Genomic DNA, 26628 nt, shown 5'->3' on the forward strand with positions numbered 1-26628 from the left:
CTGGCCGGCCTGCCCCCCGCAGCGCCGCGCCGTCCGCAGGCGTGCGCCAGGCCAGCGCCACGGAGAACAACTATGTTTGGTTTGACCGCGCTTGACCTCGCCCGCATCCAGTTTGCCTTTACCGTTTCTTTCCACATCATCTTTCCCGCGATCACCATCGGCCTGGCCGCCTACCTGGCGGTGCTGGAAGGCTGCTGGCTGCGCACCAAGCGCCCGCATTACCGCGACCTCTACCACTTCTGGTCCAAGATCTTTGCCGTCAACTTCGGCATGGGGGTCGTCTCCGGGCTGGTGATGGCCTACCAGTTCGGCACCAACTGGAGTTTCTTCTCCGAGTTCGCCGGCAGCATCACCGGGCCGTTGCTGACCTATGAAGTGCTGACCGCCTTCTTCCTGGAGGCCGGCTTCCTCGGCGTGATGCTGTTCGGCTGGAACCGCGTCGGGCCCGGGCTGCATTTCTTTGCCACCGTGATGGTGGCGCTGGGCACGCTGATTTCCGCCACGTGGATCCTGGCGTCGAACAGCTGGATGCAGACGCCGGCCGGCTTCGAGATCATCAACGGCCGCGTGGTCCCCACCGACTGGTTCGCGGTCATCTTCAACCCGTCCTTCCCCTATCGCCTGCTGCATATGAGCGTGGCGGCGTTCCTGGCCACGGCGCTGTTCGTCGGCGCGTCGGCGGCGTGGCACCTGCTGCGCGGCCGCGACAACCAGGCCATCCGCAAGATGCTGTCGATGGCGATGTGGATGCTGCTGATCGTCGCGCCGATCCAGGCCGTGATCGGCGACCTGCATGGCCTGAACACGCTCAAGCACCAGCCCGCCAAGATCGCCGCGCTTGAAGGCCACTGGGAAAACCACGGCAACGAAGGGCTGCCGCTGCTGCTGTTCGGATGGCCCGACATGCAGCGCGAGGAAACACGCTTCGCGGTCGAAGTGCCGCGCCTGGGCAGCCTGATCCTCACGCACACCTGGGATGGGCAGATCCAGGGACTGAAGGAATTTGCCCCTGAGGACCGGCCCAATTCGACCATCCTGTTCTGGTCTTTCCGCGTGATGGTGGGCCTGGGGCTGCTGATGATCGCGCTGGGCGCCTGGAGCCTGCTGCTGCGCCGGGGCGAACGGCTGTACCGCGCCCGCGCCTTCCTGCATATGGCGCTATGGATGGGGCCGGCCGGCGTGATTGCGATCCTGGCCGGCTGGTACACCACCGAGGTGGGCCGCCAGCCGTGGGTGGTCTACGGGCTGCAGCGCACCGCCGACGCGGTCTCGCCGCACGGCGTGCCCGAACTGGCGCTGACGCTGGGGATCTTCGTGATCGCGTACTTCTTCGTGTTCGGCGTCGGCATCGCCTACATGATGCGGCTGGTGCGCAAGGGGCCGGTGATGGAAGCGCCAAGGCCGGAAGGCGGTCCGGGACGCGAGCATACGCCGGCCCGCCCGCTCTCCGCCGTGGACGACGACGAAGTCCTTGCCCCCAACCCCGCCGTGCGCACCCGGAGCTGACACCATGGGCATCGATCTCTCCCTTCTCTGGATCGTCATCATCTTCTTCGGCGTGATGATGTATGTGGTGATGGACGGCTTTGACCTGGGCATCGGCATGCTCTTTCCGTTCGTTCCCGACCGCCATGACCGCGACGTGATGATGAACACGGTGGCGCCGGTCTGGGACGGCAATGAAACCTGGCTGGTGCTGGGCGGTGCCGGGCTGCTGGCGGCGTTCCCGCTGGCGTACTCGGTCGTGCTGAGCGCGCTCTACCTGCCGCTGATGCTGATGCTGCTGGGCCTGATCTTCCGCGGCGTGGCGTTCGAGTTCCGCTTCAAGGCCAACGACCGCGAACGGCCGGTGTGGGACGCGTCCTTTATCCTGGGATCCGCCACCGCCAGCTTCTTCCAGGGCGTGGCGCTGGGCGCCTATATCGACGGCATCAGGATGGAAGGCCATCGCTTTGCCGGCGGCCCGCTGGACTGGCTGGCGCCCTTCCCGCTGTTCTGCGGCGTCGGGCTGGTGGTGGCGTACACCGTGCTGGGCAGCACCTGGCTGATCATGAAGACCGAGGGCGACCTGCAGCAGCGCATGATCAGGCTGGCCGGCGCGCTGGCGTGGCTGCTGCTGGCGGTGATCGCGGTGATCAGCCTGTGGACGCCGCTGACGCACCCGGAAATCGCCGAGCGCTGGTTCAGCCTGCCGAACCTGTTCTGGTTCTCGCCGGTGCCGATCCTGGTGGCGCTGTGCATGCTGATGCTGATGCGCGCGCTGCGCCGCGAGCCGAACATGGCGCCGTTCCTGTACGCGCTGGGGCTGGTGTTCCTGGGCTACAGCGGCCTGGCGATCAGCGTCTGGCCCAATATCATCCCGCCCGGGATCTCGATCTGGGACGCTGCCGGGCCGCCGCAGAGCCAGGGCTTTGCGCTGGTCGGGGCACTGTTCATCATCCCCTTCATCCTGATGTACACGGTGTGGGCGTACTACGTGTTCCGCGGCAAGGTCCGCCACGGCGAGGGCTATCACTGATGGCCGCGCCGTTGTGGCTGCGCCGGCTGGGCTGGCTGGCGCTGATCTGGCTGGCGAGCGTGGCGGCGCTGGGGGTGGCCGCCTGGGTGCTGCGCATCATCATGCAAGGCGTCGGCTTCCGTAGCTGACGGCCCTTCTTTTCCCCGGCCCCCGATGCCGCGCGAATTTCCTGTGCCCCCGCGCGGCATTGTCACGCCTGCCTTGTCTGCAATGCCCGAAAGAATCTGAATAACCGCATCAGCATTCTTTCGCCCTCTGTCACCGCGGTGACAACCCCTGTTTTTACTCTGCGAGCGCATTGCGGGAAGCGCAATCCGCCACGCGGCACCGGCCGCCGGCGCAGAACAGCAGACAGACAGGGGAATGACAGATGTCAGGAAAGCATGCAGCGCGCAGCGCACACGACAACGGGCGCGCGCGGTCCCGCGCGGCGCTGGGCGCGGCGGCAATGGCCGCGACGCTCTCGGCTTGCGGCGGCGATGACACCGCGGCGAGCGGGCCCGCGCCGGCCGACGTGACGACGGCGCCGGCGCCCGCCGGCCAGGGCGGTCCGCGCGTGCTGCTGGTAGGCATCGACGGCGCCACCTATGCGCAGGTCCAGGGCGCGATCCTGCGGCGCGAGCTGCCCAACCTGTCGCAGCTGAACGTGGTGCCGGCCGCCACCGGCGGCGTGCCGGGCACCGTCACCGCGCAACCGACGCTGGACGCGCCCAGCTGGGCCACGGTGCTGACCGGCACCTGGGTCAACCGCCACGGCGTCAACGACGACACCGGCGGCACGCCGCTGCAGGCGCCCACCGTCTTCCGCCACCTTCGCGATGCCGGCAAGCCGGGGCTTCAGCAAGGCGCCACCATCAGCTCGCCGGTGTTGCCGGCCCTGCTCAAGGCCGAACAGGAAACCGGGGCGCTCGATACGCTGGTCGACTGTGCCGGCGTGGACAGCTGCGTCACGCAGAACGCGCTGCGCCAGCTGCAATCCGGTTATGGCGTGGTGTTTGCCCAGTACAGCGCCCCGGCTGCCGCGGCGGAAATCGGGGGATTCGGCGGCGGGTTCGGCGGCGGCGCCTATGCGCGCGCCCTCGCCGACACCGACAAGGCACTGGGCGAGCTGCTGGCCGCCGTCGCCGCGCGCCGCCAGGCGCAGCCGGGCGAAGACTGGCTGGTGCTGGCCACCACCAGTCACGGCCTCGATGCCACCGGCGCCACCACCACGGCGCCGACCGTGGAAAACCGCACCGCATTCTTCGCCACCAACAAGACGCTGAACGCCGCGCTGGCCCGGCCCGGCGCCGCTGCGCCCATCACCGCGGCAGAGCTGTCGGCGCTGCCGACCGAGGCCGATCTCGTGCCGACGATGCTCGCGCACGCCGGCGTGGCCGCCGACCCCGCCGCCAGCCGGCTCGACGGCGCACCGCTGCAGGCGGCCTTTGCCGGCGTGCGGGCGATCGGCGCCAGCGTCGGCCGCTACAGCGACGCCATCACGCTGAGCTGGCAGAACCCCACCGAATCCTTCGGCACCACGCGCGTGCTGCGCGACGGCGTGGTGATCGCTTCGCTGGCGCCCGGGGCGCGCGAGTTTACCGACAGCGCCTTCGACATGCCCACCGGCCTGTACCGCTTCAACTACACGCTGGTACGCAACGACGTGCCGGTGTCGTACCTGGCGCAGATCCACTACGTCAAGCCCGTCACGCTGGCGCCCACGCTGCGCGATGGCCTGGCCACGTACTTCAGCATGGACAGCAAGCCGTTTGCCGACAGCAAGGGCGGCGCCACGCTTGGCCCGTGGGTTGCCGGCACCGACGGCGGCTCGCTGGCCGACGACAACTTCACCGGCAAGTCGCTGCGGGTCGATTCCAATATCGACGCCTACAAGCTGGTGCACAACGGCGCCGACATCGCGCTGAGCCCGCAATTCACCATCGGCTTCTGGTTCCGCACCGACTGCACCCAGGGCAACGGCACCGGTGCGCCGGTACTGGCCAACAAGAATTACTTTTCGGGCAGCAACCCGGGCATCGCCATCGGCCTGTTCGGCAGCTGCGAACTCCGCTTCAACCTCGGCAGCGGCGGCAAGCGCGACGATATCAACGGCATGAAGGTATCGGCCAGCCAGTGGGCCTACCTGGCGCTGTCGGTCGATGCCACGGCCAGGCGCTTCAGTGCCTATGTCATCGACCCGGTGCTGGGCCTGCAGAAGACCGAGAACAAGGCCATCGCCAACACCGATGTCACCAAGCTGGCCGGGCTCGGCACCGGCTGGGGCGTCAACGACGACGCCACGCACAACTACGTGGGCAACAACCCCGGCGCGCTCAAGGGCGTGATGGGCTTCAATGACCTGGCGATGTGGACGCGGGTGCTGACGCTCGACGAGCTGAAGACCATCACCGGCGCGCGCCAGCCGCTGTCCACGCTGAACCCCTGAACCGCGGACCCCGCGTCCGACCACTCTCCGGGGCGCCGCGCGCCCCATCCCTGCAGGAGCACGACACCATGACTCTCCGATCTTCCACGCTGGCCGCGCTGCTGCTGTGCCTGGCGCTTGCCGCCTGCGGCGGCGATTCCGGCGACAGCCCGGCCACCGGCACGCCGGGTGGCACGCCCGGCGGCACCCCGGGCGCCGGCGGCAACGAACCCGGCCAGCCGCCCGCGGTCACGCCGCAACTACGCTGCGCGCCCTGAGCCGACGCCGGCAGCCGCCCGCCTCGCCTACCGCCTCGCCTATCCTGAACCCATCCGGCCCAGAACCAATGAATTCGCATAGCAGACGCAACTTCCTCAAGCTCGCCGGCGGCAGCGCCGCAGCAACCGCCGCGCTGGCAGCGTTCCCGCCAGCCATCCGCCGCGCGCTGGCAATCCCCGCCAACAACGCCACTGGCACCATCCGCGACGTCGAGCACGTGGTCATCCTGATGCAGGAGAACCGCTCCTTCGACAATTACTTCGGCACGCTGCGCGGCGTACGCGGCTTCGGCGACCGCTTCCCGATCCCGCTGGCGGGCGGCCTCAACGTCTGGCAGCAGACCTATACCAACGGCGGCACCACGCGCACCGTGCTGCCCTACCACCTCGACAGCAGTGCCGGCAATGCGCAGCGCGTCAGCGGCACGCCGCACTCCTATCCCGATGCGCAGGCCGCCTGGGACCTGGGCCGCATGAACAAGTGGCCCACCTACAAGCAGACCCAGTCGATGGGCTACTACACCGAGGCCGAACTGGACTTCCAGATGGCGCTGGCCAATGCCTTTACGCTGTGCGATGCCTACCACTGCAGCTTCCACGGCGGCACCAACACGAACCGGCTGTTCCACTGGACCGGCACCAACGATCCGGCCGGCACGCACGGCGGCCCGGTCATCGACAACAGCGGCGACTCCTTCACCGGCTCGAACACGCCCTACACCTGGACCACCTACCCTGAGCGGCTGAACGCAGCCGGCGTCAGCTGGAAGGTCTACCAGAACATGCCGGACAACTTTACCGACAACCCGCTCGCGGGCTTCAAGCAATACCGCGACGCCAACGCCGCACGCGGCAACCTGGCCAACGGCAGCCCCTACCCGCCGTACACCAGTGCCGACGACGCCATCAGCCCGCTGCTCAAGGGCGTGGCCAATACCATGCCGGACGGCGGCTTCCTGCAGGCACTGCGCGACGACGTTGCCGCCGGCACGCTGCCGCAGGTGTCGTGGATCGTGGCCCCGGCCACCTATTCCGAGCACCCCGGGCCGTCCAGCCCGGTGCAGGGCGCGTGGTACACGCAGGAGGTGCTCAACGCGCTCACCGCCAATCCCGCGGTGTGGAGCAAGACCGTACTGCTGATCAACTTCGACGAGAACGACGGCTACTTCGACCACGTGCCGCCGCCGTGCGCCCCCGCCTACGACGGCGACACGCTGGCCGGCGCGACCACGCTGCCCGCCGGCGAACTGGCGGCCGAATACCACGTCGACAAGCACCCGTACGGCCCCGGCCCGCGCGTGCCGATGTATGTGGTGTCGCCCTGGAGCCGCGGCGGCTGGGTAAACTCGCAGGTGTTCGACCACACGTCGGTGCTGCGCTTCCTGGAGGCCCGCTTTGGCGTCGTGGAGAGCAATATCAGCAGCTTCCGTCGCGCGGTGGCCGGGGACCTGGTCTCGGCCTTCAACTTCGTCAGTCCCAACGACAATCCGCTGCCCTCGCTGCCCAACCGCGACAAGGCCAGCGCCGATGCCATCCGCACCGCGCAGGGCGTGCTGCCGCAGGTGCCGCTGCCCCCGGCCGGCACCCAGCCGATGCCGCCGCAGGAGCGCGGCACGCGTCCGTCGCGCGCATTGCCGTACGAGCTGCATGTCAGCGCCCGCGAAGACGCGCGCGAACGCGTGGTGCGGCTGCTGTTCGCCAACACCGGCACGGCCGCCGCCGTTTTCCATGTCTATGACCGCCTGCACCTGGACCGCGTGCCGCGCCGCTATATGGTCGAGCCGGGCAAGGAACTGCATGGCAGCTGGGATGTATTCGCCAGCGATGCCGGCAAGTACGACCTGTGGGTGCTGGGTCCGAACGGCTTCCATCGCGCCTTCGTCGGCGACGTTGCAGCGGCCGGCGCAGCGGGCGCCAGCGCGCCCGAGATCCGCGTCTGCTATGACATCGCCAACGCCGCGGTCTACCTGGACCTGATCAACACCGGCAGCGCGGCCACCACATTCACCGTGCGGCCCAATGCCTACCGCAATGACGGCCCGTGGAGTTTCGAAGTGCCGGCCGGCAAGCAACTGCAGCAGCACTGGCCGGTGGGACTGCAGGGCAACTGGTACGACTTCACCGTGACCGCGTCGCAAGGCGGCTTCACGCGGCGCTTTGCCGGGCGTATCGAGACCGGCAAGGACAGCGTGTCGGATCCGGCCATGGGGGTGACCGGCTGAGGCCTGCCTGCCCTATGCCAAGCCCGCCAGCCCCGCCGCGGCCCACGCCGCGGCGGGCGTCGCCGTATTGTCATATTGCCCCGCTAGACTGCGCGGTCGTCCGGACCTGTCCGGTGCGCTCCCCCCAACCACCGCGGATGACCATGCTTGGCGACCTGCTGATGACCTTTTTCGAAGTGGCGCGCCAGGGCAGCATCACCATGGCGGCCCGACAGCTGCGCGTGAGCCAGCCCACCGTCACCGGCCGCATCCGCCAGCTCGAAGAATCGTATGGCGTTGAGCTGTTCCACCGCCGCGCCAGCCGGGTCGACCTGAGCGACGTGGGGCTGGCGCTGATGCCGGTGGTCGAGCAGCTGATGCAGCACGAAGGCCAGGCCGACTACCTGCTGCGCAACGCCGGCGACCTGCGCTTCGGCAGCCTGCGCCTCGGCGCCACGGGTCCCTACTACATCCTGCGCGCGGTGGCCGCGTTCCGGCAGCGCTATCCGGCGATCGAGGTGAGCCTGGACATCGGCAATTCGCAGCAGATGCTGGAAGCACTGTTCGAGTACCGGATCGACGCGGCCGTGTCGTCGCATCCGGTCGAAGACGACCGCCTTGCGCGCATCCGCCTGGCCTCCGCGCCGATGGTGCTGGTGGTGCATCCGGACCATGCGCTGGCGCGCCTGCCGCAGGTGGACCTGGCCCAGCTGCGCGGCTGCCATCTGCTGGTGCGCGAGCATGGCTCGATGACACGCAAGGCGACCGAGGATGCCCTCGCCGCCTGCGCGCAGCAGCTGCCGCGGCATACCGTGATCGGCAGCCGCGAGGCCATCTACGAAGCGATCCGCCAGAACCTCGGCGCGAGCGTGGTGCCGCTGGGCGAAGTGCCGCAAGACCCGCTGCTGCGGGTGGTGCCGTTTGCGCGCGGCGCGCCCGTGCTGAACGAATACCTGTATTGCCTGCAGAGCCGGCGCGGCACGCGCCTGGTGGGTGCCTTCCTGGCCTGCTTGACGGCGACCGATGCCGATGCCGCCGCCGAGCCGCGGGCGGCATGATCGCGCGCGCCGACGCCTTTCCTGAATACGACCAGCTGCTGGCGCTGTTCGACGCCGCCAGCCATGTGCTCGACTGCCGCGTGGTGGGCGAAGCCGTGGTGCAGGGCCACCGCTTCGGCTTGCATGTGGCCACCCTTGGCAGCCGCGACCCGCAGGCGCCGGCCATCGGCATCTTCGGCGGCATCCACGGCCTCGAGCGGATTGGCACGCAGCTGGTACTGGACTACCTGCGCTCCGTGCTGGGCCGGCTGGCATGGGACGAACTGCTGCATCGCGAACTGCAGGCCGTGCGGCTGGTGTTCATGCCGATCGTCAATCCCGGCGGCATGTGGGCCGGCACCCGGGCCAATCCCAACGGCGTCGACCTGATGCGCAACGGCCCGCAGGACGCCGACGCGCCCGTGCCGTTCCTGGCCGGCGGGCAGCGCCTTGGCGCCTGGCTGCCCTGGTATCGCGGCCCGGAAGGCGGGCCGATGGAGCTGGAGAGCCGCGCGCTGCTGCGCGTGGTGCAGGAAGAACTGCTGCCGCGCCCGCTCAGCTTTGCGGTGGACTGCCACTCCGGCTACGGCTGGCGCGACAGCATCTGGTTCCCGTACGCGCGCACGCGCCGGCCGATGGCGCACCTGCCCGAGATGTACCTGCTCAAGACCCTGTTCGAGCAGGCGCACCCGCACCACGGCTACACCTTCGAGCCGCAAAGCCACCAGTACCTGCTGCATGGCGACCTGTGGGACCATGCGTATGACCTCACGCCGGCCGGCAACCTGTTCCTGCCGATGACGCTGGAGCTGGGCTCGTGGCTGTGGATCAAGAAAAACCCGCGCCAGCTGTTCTCGCGCGAGGGGATCTTCAACCCGATCAAGGCGCACCGCACCGCGCGCGTGCTGCGCCGCCACGTGAGCCTGTTCGATTTCCTCGGGCGCGTCGCGTTTGCGCCGGAACGCTGGCTGCCGCACGGGCCGCAGCGCGAGGCACTGCTGCAGCAGGCGCGCGCGCACTGGCAGACAGAGGCGTTGCCATGAACTGTTGAGGATCGCATGAGCCGATGGGTATTCCTGCGGGGACTGACGCGCGAGACGCGCCATTGGGGGCACCTGCCCGCGCAATGGGAAGCGGCCGGGCTGGGCCGGCCGCTGCTGCCCGACTTGCCGGGCAATGGCGCGCTGTCGGTGCAGCCCGCGCCCTGGTGCGTGCGCGACATGGTCAGCGCGGTGCGCCGGCAGCTGTCGACGGCCGGCGCGCGCGGGCCGTACCGCGTGCTGGCCATGTCGCTGGGCGCGATGGTCGCCACCGAGTGGGCCAGCAGCTATCCGGACGAAGTCGGCGGGCTGGTGCTGGTCAACACCAGCATGCGGCCCTTCTGCACGCCGATGCAGCGGCTGCGGCCGCGCAACTGGGGCAAGCTGCTGCGCGTCGCGCAGCGCTGGCACGACCGCGCCTATTGCGAGCGCACCATTCACGCCATCACCTGCGCGCGCGCGGATACGCTTGCCGCCGACATCGCGGCCTGGCAAGCCATTGCCGCCGACGCGCCGGTCAGCCGCTGCGCCGCGCTGGCGCAACTGGTGGCCGCGGCACGCTATCGGGCACCGGCGAACGCGCCTGGCTGCCAGTTGCTGCTGATTGCATCGTCATCGGACCGGCTGGTCGACCCGGCCTGCTCCGCACGTATCGGACAGGCCTGGAACGCGCCGGTGCTGACGCATCACTGGGCCGGCCACGACCTGCCCCACGACGATCCGGGCTGGTTGTGCGAGGCCGTGGCGCGCATGGTGTCAGGCAACGGCTAGCGCCCGCTCCGCCCGCATCAGGCCGGTCAGCATCCCCGCGGCGGCGTCGAGCCGGTCGGTGGTGCCGAACAGCCGCGCACTGATCAGGCCGTTTTGCAGCGCGCCGAACGCAATCTCCGCCAGTTGTTGGGGCGACGCCGGGTAAGGCGCCTGCCGCTGCGCCGCCGCGCGCTCGAACAGCCGCGCAAGCCATTGCTCGTTGAGGCGGACAAAGTCGCGCATCGCGCTGCGCACGGACTCCGGCAGCATCAGCACATCCGCCGCCAGCATGCCGACCAGGCACGCTTCGTCGGTGCCGGCGCCGGCGCACAGGGGAGCCAGGTATTGGCGCGCCTGCTCGGCCGGCGGCAGGCTGCTGTCGATGGCCGCCAGCCGTGCCTGCTTGCGTGCGCCGTATTCGCGCACCGCTTCCAGCACTAGGTCTTCTTTGGTCGGAAAGTAATAGTGGATGCTCGAGGTCTTGACCCCGACCAGTTCCGCCAGGTCGCGGTAGCTGAACCCGTTGAACCCCCGACGGCGGATCAGCACCAGTGCATGTTCGACCAGTTCTTCACGTACGGACCGGGTTTTCATCGTTCCAACTCCTTCGTTCTGCACCGCGCGGCTCAGGCCGGCAGCGCGCGTGCGACGAGCGTGATGAGGGACCCGCTTGCCAGGCAAAGCCCTACCCATCCGCCCAGGATCAGCGCAGTGTCAAGCCAACGCATGATCGACTCCATGAACCGGGCTGCTCGCTGGCAGCCCGGTGGTTACAGGGGGCCGGCAACTTGCCGGCCGTTTTCCAGACGCTTGCCTCAGGCGATTGCACCGTCGGTGTAGGGGTCAGCCTTGCCGACACGTGCACCGTCGGTGTAGGGGTCAGCCTTGCCAACACGTGCGCCATCGGTGTACGGGTCGGCGCTGCGTGCCGGCGAGGCCGAGACGCCGCTGCGGTCCAGTCCGGCGACGATGCGGGCACCGTCGGTGTACGGATCAGCCTTGCCGACGCGTGCGCCTTCGGTGAACGGGTCGAACTGGCCGCTGCGTGCCGGCGAAGCCGAGACGCCGCTGCGATCCAGGCCGGCGACGATGCGGGCACCGTCGGTGTACGGATCAGCCTTGCCGACGCGCGCACCTTCGGTGAACGGGTCGAACTGGCCGCTGCGCGCCGGCGAAGCCGAGACGCCACTGCGATCCAGGCCGGCGACGATGCGGGCACCGTCGGTGTACGGATCAGCCTTGCCGACGCGTGCGCCTTCGGTGAACGGATCGAAGTTGCCGGTGCGGGCACCGTCGGTGAAGGCATCGGTCTTGCCAACGCGGAACTGGTAACCGTACTTGTCACCGGCGAAGCTGCTGTCCTGCACGCCAGCGGCGTGGGCGGCGCCACCAGCGAAGGCGGCAGCAAGGGTGGCGGCGGTGATGAAGGTCTTGGCGAACTTGGTCATGATGGGCTCCAGGGGGCGATGTTTCGGATCGCGTCAATCGGTGTCAGTGGCTTCGCGGTGCTTTTTTTTGGGTAGTTATCTACTAGTAGATAGATCACCTGCCCTGAAAAAATGACCGCCTTCGGTCATGCATGGGATCGTCGCTGGGCCCTGCTCTTCGTTGCTGCTGGCGCTGCGGCGCTTCCATGAGTCAAATACTATCTACTACTAGGTAGATAGTCAAGGAAGAATATTTCTATGGGACTGATAGCCGATAGTAAGTCTTTGATTCCAAAAGAATATAGCGAGAAAAAAAGCGGACGCGAGCCGCCAATGAAAAAAGCCGCCGCGCAGCTTTCGCCACCCGACGGCTCTGGACGCGCCACTGACAGCGCGATAGATCGGAACGCTAACCCTTAGCCAGCCACGGCTGCCATCAGCGTATCGGCCGCTGCCTCGACGCGGTCGGACGTGCCGAACAGCCGGGCTGCGATCAGGCCACTTTGCAGCGAACCGAACACCACCTGCGCCAGCCGTGGCGGCGGCACGGGGAATGGCGTGCTGCGCAGCGGCTGGGCACGCTCCAGCAGTCCCGTCAGCCATTTCTCGTGCATCAGGTAGAAGCCCTGCAGCAGCTGGTGCACGGATTCGGGCAGGCACAGGGTTTCGGTCGACAGCATGCCGCACAGGCAGATCTGGTCGGAGCCGCAGCTGTTGCGGAACGGCGCCAGGTAGATCGCGGCCTGCTCGGTGACCGGCAGCTTCGTGTCGATGGCGCGCAGGTGCTCGCTGAGGCGGGCGCTGTATTCCTTCACCGCCTCGAGGACGAGGTCGTCCTTGGTCGGGAAGTAATAGTGGATGCTGGAAGTCTTCACACCCACCAGCTCGGCCAGGTCGCGATAGCTGAAGCCGTTGAAGCCGCGGCGGCGGATCAGGACCAGGGTGTGCTCGAGCAGTTGCTCGCGTACGGATTGCGTTTTCATAAAGGCAGTGTATCTACGCGAAGATAGGCGCTCAAGCTGAAATGCCCCGGCGCCCGGGTAATCCCCTAGCGCCGAGGCATCGGCTTTACGGTTTTAGCCAGGCAGGACCTGCGCGGCGAAGGTGATCATCGAGCCACTCGTCACGCAGAGCACCAGCCATCCGCCAAGCAGCAGGATGCTGTCACGCAAACTCATGATGGACTCCATCGGGCAGCGGCCTTGCTGGCCGCCGCCGTAAAGGTGGTTAAGCCGCCGGCCGGTGGACGGCAGGGATCAGGCGAGCGCGCCGTCGGTGTACGGGTCGGCCTTGCCCACGCGCGCACCGTCGGTGTACGGGTCGAAGCTGCGCGACGGCTCGGACGAGACACCGCTGCGGTCCAGGCCGGCTACGGTACGGAAGCCGTCGGTGTAGGGGTCGGTCTTGCCGACGCGCGCACCTTCGGTGAACGGGTCGAACTGGCCGCTGCGGTAGCTGACAGTGCGAGCACCGTCGGTGTACGGATCAGCCTTGCCTGCACGGCCATCGGTGTACGGGTCGAACTTGCCGGCACGCGCGCCTTCGGTGAACGGATCGAACTTGCCGGTGCGGGCACCGTCGGTGAAGGCATCGGTCTTGCCTACGCGGAACTGGTAGCCGTACTTGTCACCGGCGAAGCTGCCGTCCTGCACGCCGGCGGCGTGGGCGGCGCCACCTGCGAAGGCGGCGGCAAGGGTGGCGGCGGTGATCAGGGTCTTGGCGAACTTGGTCATGATGGGCTCCTGGTGGCGATGTTTCGGATCGCGTCAATCGGTGTCAGTGGCTTCCTGCTGGGCTTTTCTCGCACTTCCATCTACTAGTAGATAGATGGACGGCGCTAAAAAAAGACCGCATAGCGGTATTGCGATGGGATCGCCACTTCTCCGCCCTTCCTGCTTTGCTGCTGGCGGTGCAGCGGTTCCATGGAGAGAATGCTATCTACTACTAGGTAGATAGTCAAGACAAAATTTTCCTATCGGCGCGATAGGACGGCTCATGGGGCAGAGATCCGTCCGCCCGGATGGACATTTCTTAACATGTTCATCGTAGCCTGCTAGCCTGAAATAACACGGACCCGACCATGGCACGCCGCCCTAGCATGTTCGACACGCCGCATCCCGACCCTGCTGCAACCGTCCCCGCTCCGGCGGCGCCGGGCACGCTGCGCTGGCTTGCCGTGGCGGCGGGCGTCGCGCTGGCCGCCGGCGTTGCGCGCCATCTACTGTTTCGTGCGGTGGAGCGCAAAGCATTTGTCACGCGAACGGATGAAACAAGCACCGGGACTCCCGTGCCCTGGTCATCCATGCCTGTGCGGCATACCACGTTCGCCAGCGGCGATCGGGAACTGCATGCCCGCTTTGTCCCAGCCGCCCGCCACGATGCGCCCGCGCTGATGGTCTGCCATGGCGACAATGAAACCCTGGCCGACTGGCTGCCGGTACAGGCCCTGCTGGCCGAGTCCGGCATCGCATCCTTCGTGTTCGACTACAGCGGCTATGGCCGCAGCAGCGGGCGCCCTTCGGTGCGCCACCTGCGCCAGGACGCCATGACTGCATACCGGCAGTTTGTTGCGGCCGCGCCCGCGGCGTCGCGCCGCGTGGTGCTGGGCCATTCGCTGGGCTCGGGCATCCTGCTCGACGTGGCGCGGCACTTCGCGCCGCAGCCCGACGGCTATGTCATTGCCGCCGGCTTCAGCTCGGCGCGGCGCGCCGCGGTGCAGACCGGCCGCGTGCCGGCCTGGGCAGCGTGGCTGCTGCCGGATCCCTGGAACAACGCCGCGCGTGCCAGCCGCCTCGAACGTCCGCTGCTGGTGGTGCATAGCCGCGCCGATGCCGTGTTCGCGCACGTCCATGCGGAGCGCGTGGCCGCCGCCGCGCGGCACTTGCATCAATTGGTGATGCATGACGCCATGCCGCATGGCGCCGCCATCGAGCCAGACCATATCGCCGCATTCTGGTCGCCGATCGTGCGTTACGTACATGAATTGGACACCCTCCCGCAGCATGAAACCGGCGCGCGCGTGGAGGTCGTGGAAGCAGGCGGGGAATGCAGCCAGGGCCGGAATCCGCTCGAAAACCCGCACAAAAACAGCGATCCGATGCGCGTGCCAGGCAAGCAGTGAGGGGGCGATCCGAAGTCGCCGGACAATCTACCGCAGACTCCCGCAAGCGGCAATCATCCTTGTGGGCGAGGCACCACGGCAAGGAGGCCAAGAGGCCTTTTATCGATTTCTTGTCTATATTTGACCTCGTGGCACAAGCATCGCAATTTCGCTTTGACAGAACTGGAGGTACTGCCATGCGTTGGCTTGCAAACTTGTTCAGTCCGCCGACCCCGGAAAAAATCGCCGAAAGGGAACTGCAAGACATGAGGCTGACGCTATTCCAGGCCGAGCGGAAGTTGCTCGAGGCGCAGATGCAGGTGGCCTACTACCGCGACATGGTCGCGTTCCTGGAAGATGTCTCGGCCAAGGGCGTGGAGGACGTGGTGGACAAGCGCCGCGCCACCGTGCCGGCAATGGCCGAGTTGCCCTCCGCCGCGCAGAATGCGCGCGCGCCGGGGCTGACCACCGTGCCGATCGTTCCGTCCGCCGCCTGAACCGGCAGTCGTGCCGCCCTGCCCGCATGGCGGGCGTGCGGCATCAGCGGGCCTGACCTGTGCGATACTCGCGCTGCCTGCCGCGCCCATCGGCGCGCGGGCACGCCGTCACACAGGAACCTGCCCCATGAGCGAACTGCTGCCCGCCATTGAAATCGAAACCGCGCCCGATCCCCGCTGCGCCGTGATCTGGATGCACGGGCTGGGCGCCGACGGCAGCGACTTTGCACCGGTGGTGCCGGAGTTGCGGCTGCCCGCCTCGCCTGGCGTGCGCTTTATCTTTCCGCACGCGCCGGCGATTTCCGTGACCTGCAACGGCGGTTATGTCATGCCGGCCTGGTATGACATCTATTCCCTCGACGAGGCCGGCCGCCGCGCCGATGAGGCCGGCATCCAGGCCTCGTGCAATGCCATCCGCGCGCTGGTCGCGCGCGAGAATGCGCGCGGCATCCCCTGCAGCCGCATCGTGCTGGCCGGGTTTTCACAGGGCGGCGCCATCGCCTATACCGCGGGCCTGACGCATCCGGAACCGCTTGCCGGCATCGTGGCGCTGTCCAGCTATATTCCCGCGCCGGGCACGGTGGCAGCGCAGGCCAGCGCCGCGAATGCCGCCACGCCGGTGTTTGCCGCGCACGGCACGCAGGACGATGTGGTGCCGTTGCAGCTGGGCGTTGCGGCACGCGACTTTATCCAGGCGCGCCAGCATCCGCTGACATGGCAGACGTACCCGATGGGGCATTCGGTCTGCCTGGAAGAGATCGTTGCCATCGGCGCATGGCTGGCGGAGCGCTTCGGCCCTGCCGGTGCCTGACCTGATCAAACGCCGATAACCCTGACAGATCGCCGCAAGGGCCACGCCCGCGCGGCAAGCCGTACCCATGAGCCTCGCCCCACTGCCCCGCATCGATTTCAACACCCGCAAGGCGCTGCTGTTCGCGCTGACCGCCGAGCGCCTGTCGGCCTATTACGAGCACCGCAAGTGGATGACGGACGCACAAGGCGCGACGCTCGCAGGCGAATGGCTGTCGCGCTCGCGGCTGCAGCTGCCGCTGTCCGAGCGGCGTTTGCTGTCGGAACTTAGCGACCAGTTTGCACGACAGCTGGCCGAGACGCTGTCGCGCGAAGCGGGCTTGTATGCCGCGCACGAAATGATGGAAGCGCTCGATCCCAACTATCAGTCTGCCTTTGCGCACGACATGCTCGATGAATGCGAACGGCTGCTGCGCGAGAACGGCGTGATGGAATAAGCGAATCATTGAATTTGCGAATTAGCGCTTCTCGCCGGCATTGCAGGAATTGGCGAAAACGCTAAATCGTGGATGGGGCGCGATTGCCGGAGAGCTTGCCAGAGCATCCAGACGTGGCATAACCGCTGTGTTTGCAAAGGTTGACAATCGCTTTGCGGCGGGGCGCTTACACTGCGCGCTCCAATAATGCCCCCATCGATTCCACCATGGAACGCAAGCACTGCCTCGCCTGGATCGCGCTGAGCATGATCGCAGCGGCCTTGCTGACGCTGCTGTGCCTGATCCTCAATGACCACGCAGAGACCCGTGCCGCCACCCGCATACGGCAGATGGAAGTCCGCGTAGGCACGCAGGTATCGCCGCAGGCGGGTGCGCCCCGGCCCGCGACTTCAGAACGACGACCAGGTAGTTAAGAAGGACAACGCACGGGCGGAGCGCGGGCTTGAGTCTAGTCGCGGCCCCTGGCCGCGACTGCAAAGAATTGATAACGATTGCGTCGCGTCACTGGTTCGGCCAGGACAGGCCGGCGGCCTGTGCCAGCGCCAGGTAAGACGTTGCCAGGTGGTATGGCGAAGTCGACGGCATCTCCGCACGCACCACGTCGCCTGAAGGCGCGAGGCATTCGTGCCATCCCTGCGCATGCAGGAAGCGATTGCGGAACTGCCCGGCCCACGCTTCCAGCGTAGCCAGCGACCCGGGTTGTCCATGCAGCGCCAGTGCGCGTGCATACTCGGTCTGCGCCCAGATGCGCTGGGTACCGTCGAGCAGCCCGCCACGCGCGTCCAGTGCCGCGCTGACGCCCAGCGTGCCGGGCGCCACGCCATGCCGCTGCGCAAAGTCGAAGGCCTGGCGCAGCGCGCCTTCCAGCGGCAGGTCGCCGAACAGCTGCGGCCGGCTCGCGACCAGCGAGAACCATTCGAACTGGTGGCCCGGTTCGATGCGATTGTCGGCACTGCCCTGCGGCAGCTCGGCGATACAGCCGCTCGCGGGATCGACAAAGCGCTCGAACACGGCCATCGCGATCTCGCGCAGCCGCTCGGCATACCATTCGTCGCCGGTCGCATCGAGCGCCGCCAGGTAGGCCTCGGTCAGGTGCATCACCGGGTTCTGCAGCACGCCTGCGCCTTTCGGGCGAAAGTGCTCGTTAAGCGCGGCATGGTACAGCCCGCCATCTTCAGTGAAGAAGTCCTCGACGACGTCGACGGTTTCGTCGAGCACTTCGAGCGCATCGGGATTGCCGCGCAGCGCGTGGTAGCTGGCGCAGGCAAAGATCACGAAGGCGTGCGTGTAAAGGTCGCGCGTGGTGTCCAGCGGCGAACCGTCCGGTCCCACGCTGTAGATCCAGCCGCCCGCCCCGTCGCCGAAATACGCCTGCAGCGAGCCGAACAGCGTATCGGCATGCGCATGCTGGCCCGCCACAGAAAACACATAAAGCTGCCGCGCACACGCCATGGCACGGTAGCGCGCCGCCGGCAGCGGCGCGGCCGTGGCGCCGTCGAGGGCCTCATAAGGCAGGAACAGGCCGGCATTCCAGCCGCTGGCAGTCCACAGCGGCAGCACCGTGGCGTCGTAGTGCGCCGTCAAGGCGGCGACCTGTTGGTTGAGTGCGGTCGAATTGAGCATGGTCGGTGGCGAGAAGCAGGCGCCACGTGGCGCCAGGCGCAGAAGGTTACTGGATTCGGCGCAGCGGGGGAAGCCGCGGCACGCGTATCTTGCCATGCCGCGGTTGCAATTCTCCGATGGCACCATGCGCCTGTAGTTGCTAGCATCAAATGCGTCCCACCTGCCAACGGGAGGAGCCAATGTCGACCCTGCCCCTTACGCTTTCGGACCATCACCGCACGCTGGTACTGCACGTGCTGGAAGAGCCATCCGGCCAGTACACCTGGCGCATTGTCATGGAAGAACTTTGCGGCGCGGCCGATGCCGACTGCACTGTTGAAGCGCCTTCCACATACAGTTCGCATGCCGAGGCCGAGGCAGCCTGCTGGGCCGCCGGCAATGGCATGCTGGATGGCCCGCGCGCGGCGAGCGAACTGCGCACCACCTGAAGCACGCCGCCCGCGCTGCCATGTGCAGGCGCGGGCGTCCGGGTGGCCCCGATCCTTGCGCGCTGCCGCGCATGTCCTAGTCTGGAATCGTGGCAGTGGCAACGCGGGCAGGCTATTTGCCCGCGATTCTCCGTTCCGGCCACGCCCAGGGCCTTCCCGAAGCCTGGGTGCTTCCCTGCCACCTGCCTGTCATCTTCCTGGCCTTAACTGGCCTGGTCGCCTCGCCGCGCTTGGCATCGGTGCGGTGGCAGGGCCGCAGGAGCATGAAATGGAAAAGCCGGTCGTCTCTCCGCAGCGCTTCGTCGAGCTGATGAACGAGCGCCTGAGCAAGCATCCCTTGTACCAGGAGGGCATGCGCGTCTATGCCATTCCGCAGCACACCGACCATCCGCGCAGCCTGGTGTGCGTAGGGCCGCGCGGCACTGAATGCGTGTGCGCCACCATCGAGAATATCGTGCGTGGCGAATGCGAGGTGGTCCCCGACATTGCCCAGGACTGGCACCGTCCCCGCCCTCACGGAAGTCCACACGAAGCGCGGGCACGCTGAACGCCCGATAGCGCATGCCCAGCGGATTGCATGACGAGAACGCCAGCTACCGCGGCTATCGCATCCATGTCGCGGCGCTGCGCTATGGCAGCCAGCACGATGGCTGGTGGACGCTGCGCGCCGAAGTCTGGCATCGCGGCACGCGGCTGCCATGGCCGTGCCCCGTGATGCAGACGCGCTTTGGCTGTGCCGGCGATGCCACGCGCGCGGGCATGGCGTGGGGCCGCGAAGCCATCGACTCGGATATCGCCGGACAGCGCGATGCCGAGGAAGCGGTACAGCCCTAGCAACCGCCGCGTTCAGACATCGATGGCCGCGTCCGATTTCACCTTGCGGCGCAACTCGAACTTCTGGATCTTGCCGGTCGAAGTCTTGGGCAGCGGCCCGAAGTACACCGCCTTGGGCACCTTGAAGCCGGCCAGCAGCGTGCGGCAATGCGCGATCAGGTCCTCCGCGGTGGCACTGGCGCCATCCTTCAGTTCGACGAAGGCGCACGGCGTCTCGCCCCACTTGGCGTCAGGCTGAGCCACCACCGCCGCGGCAAGCACCGCGGGATGCCGGTAGAGCGCGTCCTCCACTTCCACGCTGGAAATATTCTCGCCGCCGGAAATGATGATGTCCTTGCTGCGGTCCTTGATCTTGATATAGCCGTCGGGCATGCACACGCCGAGGTCGCCGGTATGGAACCAGCCGCCGGCGAAGGCCTCGCGCGTGGCCTTCTCGTTCTTCAGGTAGCCCTTCATGCAGATGTTGCCGCGGAACATGATCTCGCCGATGGTCTCGCCGTCGGCGGGCACGGGCTGCATAGAATCAGGATCGAGCACAGCAACCTGCGACTGCAGGTGGTAGCGCACGCCCTGGCGCGCCTTGCGCACGGCGCGGTCCTGTTCCGACAGCGTGCGCCAGTCGTCCTGCTCGGCACAGACCGCGGCCGGGCCATAAACCTCGGTCAGGCCATACACGTGCGTGAGTTCGAAGCCCATGGCCTCCATCTGCGCCAGCACCGCTGCCGGCGGCGGCGCGCCGGCGACCATGCCGCGCACCGGGCCGCGCACGCCTTCGCGCCACGATGCGGGCGCGTTGACCAGCGCGGTATGCACGATCGGCGCGGCGCAGTAGTGCGTGACGCCTTCCGCGCGCATCAGGTCGAACACGAGCCTGGGTTCGAACTTGCGCAGGCAGACGTTGACGCCCGCGCGCGCCGCGATGGTCCAAGGGAAGCACCAGCCATTGCAGTGGAACATCGGCAGCGTCCACAGGTAGACCGGGTGCTTGGGCAGGTCCCATTCCAGGACGTTGGAGATCGCGTTGATGGCCGCGCCGCGGTGGTGATAGACCACGCCCTTGGGATCGCCGGTGGTGCCCGAGGTGTAGTTCAGCGCGATCGCATCCCATTCGTCGGCAGGCATGCGCCACGCATAGTCCGGGTCGCCTGAAGCCAGGAAGGATTCATAGTCGGTCTCGCCGAAAGGCTCGGCCTGCGGCCCCAGCGCATCATGGACCGCGATCACCTTGAGCCCGGGAATTTCCAGCGCAACCTGCCGCGCAACGTCGGCAAACTCGGTGTCGGCGAGCAGCACGCGGGCCTCGCCATGGCGCAGCATGAAGACGAGGTTGGCGGCGTCGAGCCGGATATTGAGCGCATTGAGCACCGCGCCCGCCATCGGTACGCCAAAATGCGCCTCGACCATGGCCGGCGTGTTGGGCAGCAGCGCGGCCACGGTGTCGCCCTTGCCGACGCCGGCACGCGCCAGCGCGCTGGCCATGCGGCGCGCGCGCGCATACGTGTCGCGCCAGTTCTGTCGCACCGGACCGTGCACGATGGCCAGGCGGTCGCCGTACACCTCCGCGGCGCGGACCAGGAAGTCGATGGGTGTGAGCGGTACGAAATTGGCCGCATTGCGGGCCAGGCCGCTGTCGAAATCGGTTGGCATTGCTGTGTCTCCGCTAGTCGCACTTTTTCTGGGGCAAGGCTATCATCGCACACGCCCGGCGCACTGTCGTCCGGACGACAAACTTCCCGCAAACCCGCGCCGGCCAAGGCTTACGCAAATCTTACAAAGTGCCGCGCAGCCGCTCGCGCCGATGTCATGACCGCATCCCAGAACCCCACTCGCGCCCCTGAAAGCATGCTTGCCAGCCATGTGTGGTACGCCGCGCTGGCGGCGGAACACCAGGCGCTGGCCGCGCGCGAAACACTGCTGCAGTCCTTCGCCGCGGGCGCCTTCATTGCCCGGCGCGGCGAGCCTTCGCGCTACTGGATCGGGGTCGACAGCGGCCTGATCAAGCTGGCGGTGTACACGCCGGACGGACGCGGCTGCACCTTCTCCGGCGTGCCGGCCGGCGGCTGGTGCGGCGAAGGCAGCGTGATCAAGCGCGAAGACCGCCGCTACGACGTGATCGCCATCCGCGACTCGCAAGTGCTGCTGGTGCCCGAGCCGGTCTTCAACACGCTGCTGGCGCAGAGCCTGCCGTTTGCAAGCTTTGTCGTACGCCAGCTCAACGAGCGCATGGGCCAGTTCATCGCCACGGTGCAGAACGACCGCCTGCTCGGCGCCGATGCGCGCGTGGCGCAGGCAATCGCGCAGCTGTTCCATCCCGACCTGTATCCGCGCACCAGTCCCGTGCTGGAGCTGTCGCAGGAAGAAATCGGCCTGCTGACCGGGCTGTCGCGGCAACGCGTCAACCAGGCGCTGCGACGGCTGGCCGACGCCGGCATGGTGCATCTGTCCTACCAGAGCATCCGCGTGACCGACCTGCCGCGCTTGCGCAGCTTCGGGCTGTCAGAGCTGTAGCGGTCAAGGTTTGGCGGCGCTGGCCGCCAAACCATATGTCTTATTTGTGTGTCAATCACCAGAACGCGGGTTACCTTGAACCCTGCCGTTCGCACACACTCGCGCCCGCAGGGTGGGCGAGCCACCCTGTTGGCGGGGCTGCATGAGCCACGGGTCGACCAGCGCGGTCCCTGCCATAACCAGAACCACATAAAGCCAAATACAGGGATGAAAACCACAAACTTGTTTCTGACGGGTCTGGCTGTCGCCGTGCTGACAGCATGCGGCGGCGGAGGAGAAAGCGAAGCGCCGGCTTCTTCGGCTCCGACCACCAAGATCAGCGGCACGGCCGCAGTGGGCGCGGCGCTGGGCAATGCCAGCGTGCAGGCCAAGTGCGCATCGGGCAGCGGCACCGCCACCACCGCCGCGGACGGCACCTTCACCATCGATATCCCGAACGCCACGCGCCCGTGCGTGCTGAGCGTCACGACGCCGGACGGCACCACGCTGCATTCGGTCGTGGAAGCCGGCAGCGGTACCACCGCCACGGCCAACATCACGCCGCTGACCGAGCTGATCACCGCATCGCTGGCCGGCGGCGACACCGACGCCTTCTTCAACCAGTTCGATGCCAGCGCACAGGCCAAGCTGACCACCAGCGGCCTGAACACGGCCACCGAGGCCGTGAAGCTGGTACTGACCGGCGTGGTCGACCTGACCGGCGTCGATCCGCTCAAGGGCACGCTGGTAGCGGCCAATGGCAGCACTGCGGGCAACGCTCAGGATCAGCTGCTCGACCAGCTGGGCGAGCGCCTGGAGTCGTCGCAGACCTCGCTGGACGAGCTGTCGTCGGCAGTCGCCTCCAATGCAGGCGCCACGGCGATCCAGACCGCGCTGCAACCGGCGGCGGCAAGCTGCGCGGGCCTGCGCTCGGGCAAGTACCACCTGGTCGGCCTGAGCTACCCGTCCGGCACCATTGCCGAAGTCGATGCCAGCGCGCTGACGATCACGCAGAAGTCCAGCTTCGCCGCGGACGCACCCTCCGGTTCGTCGGTGACGCTGACCCCGGATGCCGCCGAAGCCTGCCGCTTCACCGTCTCGTCCGGCGGCAGCGTCACGACCGTGCTGATGTCGAAGTCCGGCGTGGGCCTGGCCGTGCCGGCAGCGCCGATGCCGAACCCCGGCGTGGCCATGCTGATTCCCGCCCAGTCGCTGACCCTGGCCGACCTTGCCGGCAACTGGAACGGCCTCGGCTACGAGCGTGAGGACGCCGGCTCGCCACTCAAGCCCAGCCGCGTCACACTGAGCCTGGATGCCGACGGCAAGGCGACCGCGGGCGCCGACTGCACCGGCATCAACAGCTGCGAAAGCTGGCCGGCAGCCGAGCTGCCGACCTTCTCCGCAATCGGCAACGGCATCTTCGGCTTCAACGACCTCTATGCCAGCGCGCAGCCCGTCTACACCTTCAAGGGCACCGATGGTCAGATGATGGCGGTGATCCCGCATGAAGACGGCTTCATGATCTTCAGCAAGCAGGTTGACCGCGCGCTGCCGGCAGTCGGCTATTCCAATGCGTATTGGGATAACGCGGTGATGTACCTGCGGCCCGCGGGCGGTGGCACGCCTGTGCTCACCTTCACCGGTACGGAGAAATGGAGCACGGTGGTCGAATCGGCCGACGCGCAGACTGGCATCTATACCCGCAAGCGCGTCGAAGACGGCCGCCTCGACAGCTGGAAGCAGAACGTGCCGGCGCCTGGCCTGCGCTATCGCGAAGCGAGCACCGCCGCAGCCGAGTCGATCGCGATGGTGCTGGGCAATACCGGCGTGAACGTGTCGATCGGCGTGAACAACGTCAACTTCTACAGCATCTCGCTCAACCGTCCGTAATCCACCGCACGGCGAATCCGGACATCCGTTGTCCGGATTCGCTCCAGGCCGGCACCGCCCCGCGACGCCGGCCTTTTCTTTGCCGATCGCAAAACCGCAGACAAAAAAATACCCACAGCCGGGTGGTAGTGGGTAACGAAAAGTGGTGCGGACATGTCGCGGAACTGTCCACGGCGAGGATCTTCGCACCGGCGCCGCGCCGGGCCAATAATCTTTCCGGACTAGTCGCGCTGACGCGTCTGGTGCATGGACAATCTCCATGAATTCTTGTCCAATGTCTGTCGACCCGTGCCCGCTGCGACGGCATCCAGACTGACCTGCGCCCCGCTGCTCACGGCGCCTGTTCCCCATGCCCCACGCCCGCCTGCTGCTGATCGACGACCACACCCTGTTCCGCACCGGCCTGCGCCTGGTCCTGGCCGACAGCCCGAGCGTCGGGCAGATCATCGAAGCCGGCTCTGTCATGCAGGCGGTACAGGACCATGCCGGCGCCGCGGTCGATATCCTGCTGCTCGATATCCAGATGCCGGGCCTGAACGGCCTGGAGGGCGTCAAGGTATTGCGGCGGCATTTCCCCGCGGCGCGCATCCTGATCGTTTCCGGCACTTCCGGACTGGAAACCATTCCGGCCGACGTGCGGCGCGAGATCGCCGGCTTCCTGCCCAAGTCGGCCGATGCGCGCGAGATCGAGGAAGCGATCGCCTGCTGCCTCGCCGGCGGCATGCATTTCTCCGATGACGCCAGTGCGGCCGGCCGTGCCGCCGCGCCGGCGCCGTATGCCGCCAGCACGCTCACGCCGCGCCAGCTGGAGGTGCTGCACCAGCTCACGCTGGGCCGCTCCAACAAGGTCATTGCCTACCACATGGGCCTGTCCGAAAACACCGTCCGCGTTCATGTGGCCGCCATCCTCGACCACCTCGGCGTGGTCAGCCGCGTCGAAGCCATCCTGGAAGCGCAGCGCCGCGGGCTGGTGCAGGCGGCGCGATGACCGCGGACCAGGCGCCGCCGCGCGTAAGGGGAGATCGCCCGCAGGGCGTGCGGCTGCTGCCGCGCTTCGACGAGCCGCGGCTGCTGGCCGCGCAGATGGCGCTGATCGACCAGAGCTTCGGCATCGCCATGCTGGGCTGCTCGCTGGCGGCCTTTATCCTCGCCGCGGGCCTGAGGCTGTCGGGCGACCGTCCCGGCGCCCTGCCCTGGGCCTGCGCGATGGCAGTGGCCTGCGCGGTGGCGTACTTCGGGCGGCTGGCGCTGGCCGGACGGCTGACCGAGGCAGGCGCGGGCCGCTATGCGCGCGGCATGACCGCCATGCTCGCGCTGATCGGCGCGCTGTGGGGACTGGTGGCATGGCTCTACCTGGACGTGAGCATGCCGGCGGTGGTGATCTGCGTGCTGTCGCTGATCGCCGGCATGAGCGCGGCGGCGCTGGCGGTGTTCTCCGCCTGCCTGCCGGTGGCGATCGGCTTCTTTATTCCGTCGATCGTGCCGGTCTGGATCGCGTTCCTGGTCACCGGCGATATCGAATACCTGCCCATGTTCCTCGGCACACCGCTGTACCTGTTCGTGCTGATCATGTTCGCACGCAACTATTCGCGCGTGGCGCGGCATTCGATCGCGCTGCGCTTCGAAAACATCGAGCTGATCTCGCAGCTGCGCGAGCAGACCGCGCGTGCCGAGGCCGCGCAGCATGCGGCGGAGCAAGCGAGCCGCGCCAAGTCGGTGTTCCTGGCCTCGGCCAGCCATGACCTGCGCCAGCCGCTGCATGCGATGGGGCTGTTCCTGGTGTCGCTGGGCCGCACCGCGCTGGATGCGCGCCAGCGCCAGTTGCTGGAGCATGTGGAGGCATCGTCCGGCGCCGCACGCGAAATGCTGAACTCGCTGCTGGACTTCTCCAAGCTCGAAGCCGGCGTGGTCACGCCGCGGCCGCGGCCGTTCCGGCTGCAGCCGCTGCTGCACAAGCTCGAGAACGAATTCGCGCCGCAGGCCGATGCGCGCGGGCTGGTGTACCGCACGCGCGATACCACCACAACGCTGTACGGCGATCCCACGCTGGTCGAACTGGTGCTGCGCAACCTGATCGCCAATGCGATCCGCTATACCCGGGAGGGTGGCGTGCTGGTGGCGTGCCGCCAGCGCCGGCTGCATGCCGTGATCGAGGTATGGGACACCGGCATCGGCATTCCCGCCGCACAGCATCGCGAGATCTTCCGCGAGTTTCACCAGCTCGGCAATCCGGAGCGCGACCAGCGCAAGGGGCTGGGGTTGGGGCTGGCCATCGTCGAGGGGCTGGCGCGGACGATGCGCACGCACGTCACGCTGGGCTCGCGGCCGGGGCGGGGGTCGGTGTTCCGCTTCGTGATGCCGCGCGCGTGGAGCACGCCGGAAGACACGCCGCACCCGGTGGCACCGGGCGGGCTTGACGGGCTGCGCGTGCTGGTGATCGACGACGACGAAGCGATCCGCACCGCCATGTCGGAGCTGCTGGGGGCATGGCAATGCGACTGCCGCACGGCCGAATCCGAGGACGAGGCGCTGACCATGCTCGCGGCGTTCCAGCCTGCACTGGTGCTTGCCGACTACCGCCTGCGCGGCCATCGCACCGGCCAGGAAGCGCTGGACGCGATCCGGCAGCGGCTGGGCCGTCATGTGCCGGCGATCATCATCACGGGAGATACGGCGGCGGACCGGCTGCGGACCGCGCATGCGGCAGGCACGCTGCTGCTGCACAAGCCGGTGGTTCCGCAGGAATTGCACGCGGCGATCGACACGCTGCTGCGCGATGCCCCCGCGCAGAATGTGCAGGACGCGCAGGGCGAAACACGCCGCGGCCATTCACAGGCCGAAGCTGATTAGGACGGCCCTCCCGC

At 67.6% G+C, this 26628-nt stretch carries 27 protein-coding genes; 21 read left to right on the plus strand and 6 right to left on the minus strand.

Going from position 1 to position 26628, the window contains the following annotated elements; all coding sequences use genetic code 11:
• The first annotated feature begins 72 nt into the window (after nucleotides 1-72).
• The 9 genes from AC5WJ1_RS17385 (at nucleotide 73) to AC5WJ1_RS17425 (ending at nucleotide 10252) form a co-directional block, all read left to right on the plus strand.
• Nucleotides 73-1506 carry a cytochrome ubiquinol oxidase subunit I gene (locus AC5WJ1_RS17385; protein WP_135703925.1) on the plus strand — a complete coding sequence of 478 codons (1434 nt, stop codon included), beginning with the start codon at nucleotides 73-75 and terminating at the stop codon, nucleotides 1504-1506.
• Between the two features lie 4 nt (nucleotides 1507-1510).
• Nucleotides 1511-2518 (plus strand): cytochrome d ubiquinol oxidase subunit II, encoded by a 1008-nt coding sequence (gene cydB, locus AC5WJ1_RS17390; RefSeq protein WP_133093246.1) that lies wholly within the window; start codon nucleotides 1511-1513, stop codon nucleotides 2516-2518.
• Nucleotides 2518-2646, plus strand: a complete 129-nt coding sequence (locus tag AC5WJ1_RS17395; protein ID WP_133093247.1) for a DUF2474 domain-containing protein — start codon at nucleotides 2518-2520, stop codon at nucleotides 2644-2646. The genes cydB and AC5WJ1_RS17395 overlap by 1 nt, the downstream gene beginning before the upstream one ends.
• A 320-nt stretch (nucleotides 2647-2966) precedes the next feature.
• Complete coding sequence (locus AC5WJ1_RS17400; protein WP_494476989.1) at nucleotides 2967-4946, plus strand: hypothetical protein; 1980 nt, start codon at nucleotides 2967-2969, stop codon at nucleotides 4944-4946.
• Between the two features lie 68 nt (nucleotides 4947-5014).
• Nucleotides 5015-5203, plus strand: a complete 189-nt coding sequence (locus AC5WJ1_RS17405; protein ID WP_133093249.1) for a hypothetical protein — start codon at nucleotides 5015-5017, stop codon at nucleotides 5201-5203.
• A 68-nt stretch (nucleotides 5204-5271) separates the two neighbouring features.
• The gene (locus tag AC5WJ1_RS17410) at nucleotides 5272-7425 is read left to right on the plus strand and encodes a phosphocholine-specific phospholipase C (RefSeq protein ID WP_135703921.1); all 2154 of its coding nucleotides are present in this window, start codon (nucleotides 5272-5274) and stop codon (nucleotides 7423-7425) included.
• A 143-nt stretch (nucleotides 7426-7568) separates the two neighbouring features.
• Nucleotides 7569-8462, plus strand: a complete 894-nt coding sequence (locus tag AC5WJ1_RS17415; protein WP_494476990.1) for a LysR substrate-binding domain-containing protein — start codon at nucleotides 7569-7571, stop codon at nucleotides 8460-8462.
• Complete coding sequence (locus tag AC5WJ1_RS17420) at nucleotides 8459-9484, plus strand: M14 family zinc carboxypeptidase (protein ID WP_133093251.1); 1026 nt, start codon at nucleotides 8459-8461, stop codon at nucleotides 9482-9484. The genes AC5WJ1_RS17415 and AC5WJ1_RS17420 overlap by 4 nt, the downstream gene beginning before the upstream one ends.
• A gap of 15 nt (nucleotides 9485-9499) precedes the next feature.
• Nucleotides 9500-10252, plus strand: coding sequence for an alpha/beta fold hydrolase (locus AC5WJ1_RS17425; protein WP_135703920.1), 753 nt, complete (start codon nucleotides 9500-9502; stop codon nucleotides 10250-10252).
• On the opposite strand, the gene AC5WJ1_RS17430 is transcribed toward AC5WJ1_RS17425, so the two are convergent.
• From AC5WJ1_RS17430 to AC5WJ1_RS17445, 4 genes are all read right to left on the minus strand, one after another.
• Nucleotides 10238-10825, minus strand: coding sequence for a TetR/AcrR family transcriptional regulator (locus AC5WJ1_RS17430; protein ID WP_494476814.1), 588 nt, complete (start codon nucleotides 10823-10825; stop codon nucleotides 10238-10240). The two genes, AC5WJ1_RS17425 and AC5WJ1_RS17430, sit on opposite strands and share 15 nt — an antisense overlap.
• Before the next feature lie 221 nt (nucleotides 10826-11046).
• A complete protein-coding gene (locus AC5WJ1_RS17435; protein WP_135703918.1) occupies nucleotides 11047-11679 on the minus strand; it encodes a copper resistance protein CopQ in 633 nt (210 codons plus the stop codon).
• A 395-nt stretch (nucleotides 11680-12074) separates the two neighbouring features.
• Entirely contained in the window at nucleotides 12075-12641 is a 567-nt protein-coding gene (locus AC5WJ1_RS17440) for a TetR/AcrR family transcriptional regulator (protein ID WP_133093255.1), read from the minus strand.
• A gap of 273 nt (nucleotides 12642-12914) precedes the next feature.
• Nucleotides 12915-13391: a copper resistance protein CopQ gene (locus tag AC5WJ1_RS17445; protein ID WP_494476815.1), complete on the minus strand. Its 477-nt coding sequence runs from the start codon at nucleotides 13389-13391 to the stop codon at nucleotides 12915-12917.
• 347 nt (nucleotides 13392-13738) lie between these two features.
• Here AC5WJ1_RS17445 and AC5WJ1_RS17450 point away from each other — a divergent pair, with 347 nt between their 5' ends.
• From AC5WJ1_RS17450 to AC5WJ1_RS17470, 5 genes are all read left to right on the plus strand, one after another.
• On the plus strand, nucleotides 13739-14779 hold the full coding sequence (locus AC5WJ1_RS17450) for an alpha/beta hydrolase (protein WP_240745782.1): 1041 nt from the start codon (nucleotides 13739-13741) through the stop codon (nucleotides 14777-14779).
• Nucleotides 14780-14955: 176 nt separating this feature from the next.
• On the plus strand, nucleotides 14956-15255 hold the full coding sequence (locus AC5WJ1_RS17455; protein ID WP_133093257.1) for a hypothetical protein: 300 nt from the start codon (nucleotides 14956-14958) through the stop codon (nucleotides 15253-15255).
• Between the two features lie 127 nt (nucleotides 15256-15382).
• Nucleotides 15383-16066, plus strand: coding sequence for an alpha/beta hydrolase (locus AC5WJ1_RS17460; RefSeq protein WP_133093258.1), 684 nt, complete (start codon nucleotides 15383-15385; stop codon nucleotides 16064-16066).
• A 67-nt stretch (nucleotides 16067-16133) separates the two neighbouring features.
• Nucleotides 16134-16502, plus strand: a complete 369-nt coding sequence (locus tag AC5WJ1_RS17465) for a hypothetical protein (RefSeq protein ID WP_135703916.1) — start codon at nucleotides 16134-16136, stop codon at nucleotides 16500-16502.
• A 206-nt stretch (nucleotides 16503-16708) separates the two neighbouring features.
• Entirely contained in the window at nucleotides 16709-16915 is a 207-nt protein-coding gene (locus tag AC5WJ1_RS17470) for a hypothetical protein (RefSeq protein WP_084402732.1), read from the plus strand.
• Between the two features lie 88 nt (nucleotides 16916-17003).
• Here the strand turns inward: AC5WJ1_RS17470 and AC5WJ1_RS17475 are convergent, their stop codons facing one another.
• Nucleotides 17004-18125, minus strand: a complete 1122-nt coding sequence (locus AC5WJ1_RS17475) for an AGE family epimerase/isomerase (RefSeq protein WP_135703915.1) — start codon at nucleotides 18123-18125, stop codon at nucleotides 17004-17006.
• Between the two features lie 179 nt (nucleotides 18126-18304).
• On the opposite strand from AC5WJ1_RS17475, the gene AC5WJ1_RS17480 reads away from it, so the two are divergent.
• The 3 genes from AC5WJ1_RS17480 to AC5WJ1_RS17490 all read left to right on the plus strand — a co-directional run bounded on the left by AC5WJ1_RS17480 (nucleotide 18305) and on the right by AC5WJ1_RS17490 (nucleotide 19387).
• A complete protein-coding gene (locus AC5WJ1_RS17480) occupies nucleotides 18305-18553 on the plus strand; it encodes a hypothetical protein (RefSeq protein ID WP_133093261.1) in 249 nt (82 codons plus the stop codon).
• A 268-nt stretch (nucleotides 18554-18821) separates the two neighbouring features.
• Nucleotides 18822-19100 (plus strand): hypothetical protein, encoded by a 279-nt coding sequence (locus AC5WJ1_RS17485; RefSeq protein ID WP_135703914.1) that lies wholly within the window; start codon nucleotides 18822-18824, stop codon nucleotides 19098-19100.
• 14 nt (nucleotides 19101-19114) lie between these two features.
• The gene (locus tag AC5WJ1_RS17490) at nucleotides 19115-19387 is read left to right on the plus strand and encodes a DUF6566 family protein (protein WP_135703913.1); all 273 of its coding nucleotides are present in this window, start codon (nucleotides 19115-19117) and stop codon (nucleotides 19385-19387) included.
• A 12-nt stretch (nucleotides 19388-19399) separates the two neighbouring features.
• On the opposite strand, the gene AC5WJ1_RS17495 is transcribed toward AC5WJ1_RS17490, so the two are convergent.
• On the minus strand, nucleotides 19400-21034 hold the full coding sequence (locus tag AC5WJ1_RS17495) for an acyl-CoA synthetase (protein WP_494476816.1): 1635 nt from the start codon (nucleotides 21032-21034) through the stop codon (nucleotides 19400-19402).
• Nucleotides 21035-21190: 156 nt separating this feature from the next.
• On the opposite strand from AC5WJ1_RS17495, the gene AC5WJ1_RS17500 reads away from it, so the two are divergent.
• The 4 genes from AC5WJ1_RS17500 (at nucleotide 21191) to AC5WJ1_RS17515 (ending at nucleotide 26614) form a co-directional block, all read left to right on the plus strand.
• Nucleotides 21191-21895: a Crp/Fnr family transcriptional regulator gene (locus tag AC5WJ1_RS17500; RefSeq protein ID WP_133093265.1), complete on the plus strand. Its 705-nt coding sequence runs from the start codon at nucleotides 21191-21193 to the stop codon at nucleotides 21893-21895.
• 207 nt (nucleotides 21896-22102) lie between these two features.
• Nucleotides 22103-23764, plus strand: coding sequence for a hypothetical protein (locus AC5WJ1_RS17505; RefSeq protein WP_135703912.1), 1662 nt, complete (start codon nucleotides 22103-22105; stop codon nucleotides 23762-23764).
• A 349-nt stretch (nucleotides 23765-24113) separates the two neighbouring features.
• Nucleotides 24114-24752, plus strand: a complete 639-nt coding sequence (locus tag AC5WJ1_RS17510; protein WP_135703911.1) for a response regulator transcription factor — start codon at nucleotides 24114-24116, stop codon at nucleotides 24750-24752.
• Complete coding sequence (locus AC5WJ1_RS17515; protein ID WP_434034096.1) at nucleotides 24749-26614, plus strand: ATP-binding response regulator; 1866 nt, start codon at nucleotides 24749-24751, stop codon at nucleotides 26612-26614. The genes AC5WJ1_RS17510 and AC5WJ1_RS17515 overlap by 4 nt, the downstream gene beginning before the upstream one ends.
• Nucleotides 26615-26628 lie beyond the last annotated feature (14 nt).

This window comes from Cupriavidus sp. MEYA8, from assembly GCF_059278825.1.

What these genes read in the sequence shown, in the direction of transcription:
- AC5WJ1_RS17415 (WP_494476990.1), top strand. Translation starts at nt 7,569, where the DNA reads ATGCTTGGCGACCTGCTGATGACCTTTTTCGAAGTGGCGCGCCAGGGC.
- AC5WJ1_RS17440 (WP_133093255.1), bottom strand. Translation starts at nt 12,641, where the DNA reads ATGAAAACGCAATCCGTACGCGAGCAACTGCTCGAGCACACCCTGGTC.
- AC5WJ1_RS17400 (WP_494476989.1), top strand. Translation starts at nt 2,967, where the DNA reads ATGGCCGCGACGCTCTCGGCTTGCGGCGGCGATGACACCGCGGCGAGC.
- AC5WJ1_RS17500 (WP_133093265.1), top strand. Translation starts at nt 21,191, where the DNA reads ATGACCGCATCCCAGAACCCCACTCGCGCCCCTGAAAGCATGCTTGCC.
- AC5WJ1_RS17410 (WP_135703921.1), top strand. Translation starts at nt 5,272, where the DNA reads ATGAATTCGCATAGCAGACGCAACTTCCTCAAGCTCGCCGGCGGCAGC.
- AC5WJ1_RS17505 (WP_135703912.1), top strand. Translation starts at nt 22,103, where the DNA reads ATGAAAACCACAAACTTGTTTCTGACGGGTCTGGCTGTCGCCGTGCTG.
- AC5WJ1_RS17465 (WP_135703916.1), top strand. Translation starts at nt 16,134, where the DNA reads ATGAGCCTCGCCCCACTGCCCCGCATCGATTTCAACACCCGCAAGGCG.
- AC5WJ1_RS17490 (WP_135703913.1), top strand. Translation starts at nt 19,115, where the DNA reads ATGCCCAGCGGATTGCATGACGAGAACGCCAGCTACCGCGGCTATCGC.
- AC5WJ1_RS17475 (WP_135703915.1), bottom strand. Translation starts at nt 18,125, where the DNA reads ATGCTCAATTCGACCGCACTCAACCAACAGGTCGCCGCCTTGACGGCG.
- AC5WJ1_RS17455 (WP_133093257.1), top strand. Translation starts at nt 14,956, where the DNA reads ATGCGTTGGCTTGCAAACTTGTTCAGTCCGCCGACCCCGGAAAAAATC.
- AC5WJ1_RS17445 (WP_494476815.1), bottom strand. Translation starts at nt 13,391, where the DNA reads ATGACCAAGTTCGCCAAGACCCTGATCACCGCCGCCACCCTTGCCGCC.
- AC5WJ1_RS17435 (WP_135703918.1), bottom strand. Translation starts at nt 11,679, where the DNA reads ATGACCAAGTTCGCCAAGACCTTCATCACCGCCGCCACCCTTGCTGCC.
- AC5WJ1_RS17510 (WP_135703911.1), top strand. Translation starts at nt 24,114, where the DNA reads ATGCCCCACGCCCGCCTGCTGCTGATCGACGACCACACCCTGTTCCGC.
- AC5WJ1_RS17450 (WP_240745782.1), top strand. Translation starts at nt 13,739, where the DNA reads ATGGCACGCCGCCCTAGCATGTTCGACACGCCGCATCCCGACCCTGCT.
- AC5WJ1_RS17425 (WP_135703920.1), top strand. Translation starts at nt 9,500, where the DNA reads ATGAGCCGATGGGTATTCCTGCGGGGACTGACGCGCGAGACGCGCCAT.
- AC5WJ1_RS17470 (WP_084402732.1), top strand. Translation starts at nt 16,709, where the DNA reads ATGGAACGCAAGCACTGCCTCGCCTGGATCGCGCTGAGCATGATCGCA.
- AC5WJ1_RS17395 (WP_133093247.1), top strand. Translation starts at nt 2,518, where the DNA reads ATGGCCGCGCCGTTGTGGCTGCGCCGGCTGGGCTGGCTGGCGCTGATC.
- AC5WJ1_RS17430 (WP_494476814.1), bottom strand. Translation starts at nt 10,825, where the DNA reads ATGAAAACCCGGTCCGTACGTGAAGAACTGGTCGAACATGCACTGGTG.
- cydB (WP_133093246.1), top strand. Translation starts at nt 1,511, where the DNA reads ATGGGCATCGATCTCTCCCTTCTCTGGATCGTCATCATCTTCTTCGGC.
- AC5WJ1_RS17420 (WP_133093251.1), top strand. Translation starts at nt 8,459, where the DNA reads ATGATCGCGCGCGCCGACGCCTTTCCTGAATACGACCAGCTGCTGGCG.
- AC5WJ1_RS17480 (WP_133093261.1), top strand. Translation starts at nt 18,305, where the DNA reads ATGTCGACCCTGCCCCTTACGCTTTCGGACCATCACCGCACGCTGGTA.
- AC5WJ1_RS17485 (WP_135703914.1), top strand. Translation starts at nt 18,822, where the DNA reads ATGGAAAAGCCGGTCGTCTCTCCGCAGCGCTTCGTCGAGCTGATGAAC.
- AC5WJ1_RS17385 (WP_135703925.1), top strand. Translation starts at nt 73, where the DNA reads ATGTTTGGTTTGACCGCGCTTGACCTCGCCCGCATCCAGTTTGCCTTT.
- AC5WJ1_RS17460 (WP_133093258.1), top strand. Translation starts at nt 15,383, where the DNA reads ATGAGCGAACTGCTGCCCGCCATTGAAATCGAAACCGCGCCCGATCCC.
- AC5WJ1_RS17495 (WP_494476816.1), bottom strand. Translation starts at nt 21,034, where the DNA reads ATGCCAACCGATTTCGACAGCGGCCTGGCCCGCAATGCGGCCAATTTC.
- AC5WJ1_RS17405 (WP_133093249.1), top strand. Translation starts at nt 5,015, where the DNA reads ATGACTCTCCGATCTTCCACGCTGGCCGCGCTGCTGCTGTGCCTGGCG.
- AC5WJ1_RS17515 (WP_434034096.1), top strand. Translation starts at nt 24,749, where the DNA reads ATGACCGCGGACCAGGCGCCGCCGCGCGTAAGGGGAGATCGCCCGCAG.